Source organism: Nocardiopsis listeri (assembly GCF_020741345.1).
Classification (GTDB): Bacteria; Actinomycetota; Actinomycetes; order Streptosporangiales; family Streptosporangiaceae; genus Nocardiopsis; species Nocardiopsis listeri_A.
On the sequence record NZ_DYZD01000113.1, the window covers coordinates 1 to 3,457 of the forward strand.

The following is a 3,457-nucleotide window of genomic DNA, read 5'->3' on the forward strand; positions in this document are numbered from 1 at the left end:
GGGCAGGAAGTCCGCGGGGGGAAGCTGAGCGGCGAGCATCTCGGTGAACTTGGACTTGCCGGCGCCCGGATGCCCGAGGACCACCACCGGGTACTCGGTGGCGCGCGGATGCGTGATCAACGAGGCCACCAGGGCCTGGAGGTCGTCCTGGACGGGGAACTCCCGCCACCAGCGGTCGAGGGTGGGGGAGCTGCCGCCGTTGGTCAGGGTGATGCGCCCGCGCGGGGGAATGTAGGCCTCCCGTAGCGAGGGCAGGGTGAGACCGGGCGGGACCTCGTCCGATCGAAGCACGGGACGGTTGAGCACCGCCTGGTAGGAGGCGGAGAGTTCCCGTCGACGCCGCGAGACGGGGCGGTCCGAACCGATCCGGGTCAGCTGTTCGTGAAGGTCGGCCAGACCGGTGCCGATCTCCCGCCGATCGCGCTCGCGTTCGGTGGTGTGCAGCCACATGGCGAACTCGGGGATGTCGGCCCCCAACCGCAGGACGCCCTCCTTGAACCGGGCCGAGGCGTGGCGGGCCAGGGACAGTTGGAACTTCTCCGTCAGCGGGTGGTCCGGGGTGAACCCGTGCCGTTCGGCCACGGCGAGTCCGAAGACGAAGGACGTGAAGTCGTGCGTGGCGCCGGTTCGGTGCAGCGGCCAGTCGATCCCCGCGCGGCTCGCCCCCGAGTGGGTGAAGGGGAACAGCAGCCGGGTGCCCTGGTTCAGGTGCCGACCCAGCAGCGTGTACTGCTCTTGGGCGGTGATCTCCAGTTCGTCGATCCCGAACGGCAGGCCGACCTCCTGGAAGGCCTCCTCGGCCCCCTCGAAGAAGGAGGTGATCACCAGGACCTGGTAGGCGGCCGCGATCTTCTCCGTTCGCGACATCCGGCTCTGGCCCTTGAGCTTGCCGCGGATCCCCTCCAGGGCCCGAAGCCCCTTGCCCACCAGCGCGCCGCGCATCCCGAACAGATCCGGGACACCTATCAACCCCAACCCGCCGTCGGCGAGCTTCTCCGCCAGGTCCAGGACCTCCGAGTCGTTCTCGCCGAGGGTTCGAAGCGCGTCTTCGTAGCCGAGTCGTTTCGCCATAACCGGGGGTGGCCTTTCCGGGTTCGAGGGGGTGGAACGCGGCGGACCCGGTGCCGGGGGAGGCACCGAGTCCGTGGGCTGGTTCGTGTTCGAGGGTGGAATCTGCGCGGGGGCTCCCAGGGGATGGGAGTGCCTAGGGCAGCCGCCAGTTCACCGGTTCGGCGCCCTGTTCGGCCAACAACGCGTTGGTCCTGCTGAACGGCCTGGAGCCGAAGAAACCGTTACGCGCCGACATCGGGCTCGGGTGGGCGGACTCCACGCAGGGGACCCCCGGCATCATCGGTCGCAGATTGCGGGCGTCGCGCCCCCACAGAATGGACACGAGCGGCTTGCCGCGGTCGGCCAGGGCGCGAATGGCCTGTTCGGTGACGGCCTCCCAGCCCTTGCCCCGGTGTGAACCCGGGCTGCCGGGCGCCACGCTGAGCACACGGTTGAGCAGCAGCACGCCCTGCTCGGTCCACGGGGTGAGGTCGCCGTTGGAGGGCATCGGCACCCCGAGGTCCTCGACCATCTCCTTGTAGATGTTGCGCAGGCTCGCCGGCAGGCGCACACCGGGGGCGACGGAGAAGCTGAGCCCCACGGCGTTGCCCGGGGTCGGATAGGGGTCCTGACCCACGATGAGGACGCGTACCTGGTCGAAGGGCTGTTGGAAGGCACGCAGGACGTGGTCGCCCGCGGGCAGGTAGGTGCGGCCGGCGGCCACTTCCTGACGGAGGAAGTCGCCCATCTCGGCGATTCGCGGGGCGACCGGCTCCAGCGCCTTCGCCCAACCGCTGTCCATGATCTCGTTCAGGTCCCTGGTTGACATGGGCAGAACACTAGTGCCCACCACCGACACCCGCGTCCGATTCGGCCGATGGACGGCGGATTTCGCATGATCGGCCGCTGAATCCTCAGGGCCCGGTGGGTCAGGGGGTGTGGGAGCGCCAGAGGGCGAGGTGGGTGCGAACACCGCGAGTGCTCTCGGCCTCTTCCCCGTGGATGCGGACGTGGTCGGCGAGCAGCGCCTCGTACTCGCGCACCGCTTCCACGGGACGGCCGTCGTAGCCCAGGTAGGCGGCGCGGTAGTGGCGTGCGCGCAGGGTCACCGGGGCGTCCGCGCCGCGCAGCCGGGCCAGGTCCGGGATCAACGCGCCCAGCAGGTCGACCGCGCGGCCCGTCTCACCGGCCTCGCCCACCTCGAACCCCAGGTACAGGCGTGCGGTGAGCACCTTGGTCGAGTCGGGGCCACCGACCGCCACCAGGTCGGGCAGGAGCGCCTCCAAGGTGCGGGCGGCCAGGACGTGGTCGCCCGCCCTGCCCGCGTTGGTGGCCAGGTAGTAGCGGGCCGCCAGGGTCTCGGGGTGGCGCGTCCCGTAGACCCGGATCAGGTCGGGCAGGAGCGTCTCGAACCCCGTGACCGCCTCGCCGTGGTCGCCGCCCTTACCGGTCGCGTACGCCTCCCGACGCCGGGCGCGCAGCGTGTCCGGGTGGTCGGCCCCGTACACCGCACGCAGCAGCGGGATCAGGGTGCGCAGCTCCTCGGCGGCGGTGTCGAAGTCGCCCTCCTCGACACGGTCCCTGGCGGCGTCCACCAGAGCGGTGAGCCGGATCGGGTGCGCGTCGCCGCTGATCTCCGGCTGTTCCTCCCGTGTGCGGGGCAGGGCGGACACCGGCTCGGTGAGCGGGACCGGAGCGGGCCGGTACGGCAGGTACGGGGCCAGACGGTCACGCACCTCCCCGGCCCCGGCCGGTCGCCGCTCGGGCTTCTTGGCGAGCATCTGCGTCACCAGTTCGGACAGCGCCGGCGGGATCTCCGGGCGAAGCTCGCAAGGCGGTCGGGGATCCTGGTTCAGGTGCATGCGCAGCACGGTGAGAGGTCGGTCACTGTGGAGCGGGGGTCGGCCGGTCAGCAACTGGTACAGGATGGCGCCCAGTGAGTACAGGTCCCCGGCCCGGTCGACACGGTCCCCGCGCACCTGTTCGGGGGGCATGTACAGCGGGGTGCCGATCACCTGCCCGGTCCGGGTGATGCGATCGTTCTGGGTCGCGGCGACCACCGCCGCGATACCGAAGTCCAACACCTTCAACCCGGGTCCGTCGGGGCCGTCCTCGATCACCATGAGGTTGCCCGGCTTGACGTCCCGGTGGACGATCCCGGCGGCGTGCGCCGCGCTCAACCCCGCCGCCGCCTGCGACACCAAGGACGCGGCCAGGTCGATCGGCAACGGGCCGTCGCCCTTGATCACCTCCGACAACGGACGCCCCGGCACCAGCTCCATCACCGTGAACACCACGCCCCCGGCGTCGTGACCGAAGTCGTGCAGGATCACCACGTTGGGGTGCCCCGCCAATCGCGCGGTTAGCCGCGCCTCGCGACGGAACCGGGCCGCGACCTCGTCGGAGT

At 70.9% G+C, this 3,457-nt stretch carries 2 protein-coding genes and 1 pseudogene; all 3 read right to left on the reverse strand.

Features of this window, described 5'->3' with window-relative positions:
• Positions 1 to 1,071, reverse strand: a pseudogene (locus tag K8V84_RS06715) (hypothetical protein); the annotation flags it as partial.
• 133 nt (positions 1,072 to 1,204) lie between these two features.
• The gene (locus K8V84_RS06720; RefSeq protein WP_304071829.1) at positions 1,205 to 1,879 is read right to left on the reverse strand and encodes a uracil-DNA glycosylase; all 675 of its coding nucleotides are present in this window, start codon (positions 1,877 to 1,879) and stop codon (positions 1,205 to 1,207) included.
• Between the two features lie 100 nt (positions 1,880 to 1,979).
• The coding region (locus tag K8V84_RS06725) for a serine/threonine-protein kinase (RefSeq protein ID WP_304071832.1) at positions 1,980 to 3,457 on the reverse strand (1,478 nt) is incomplete at its 5' end.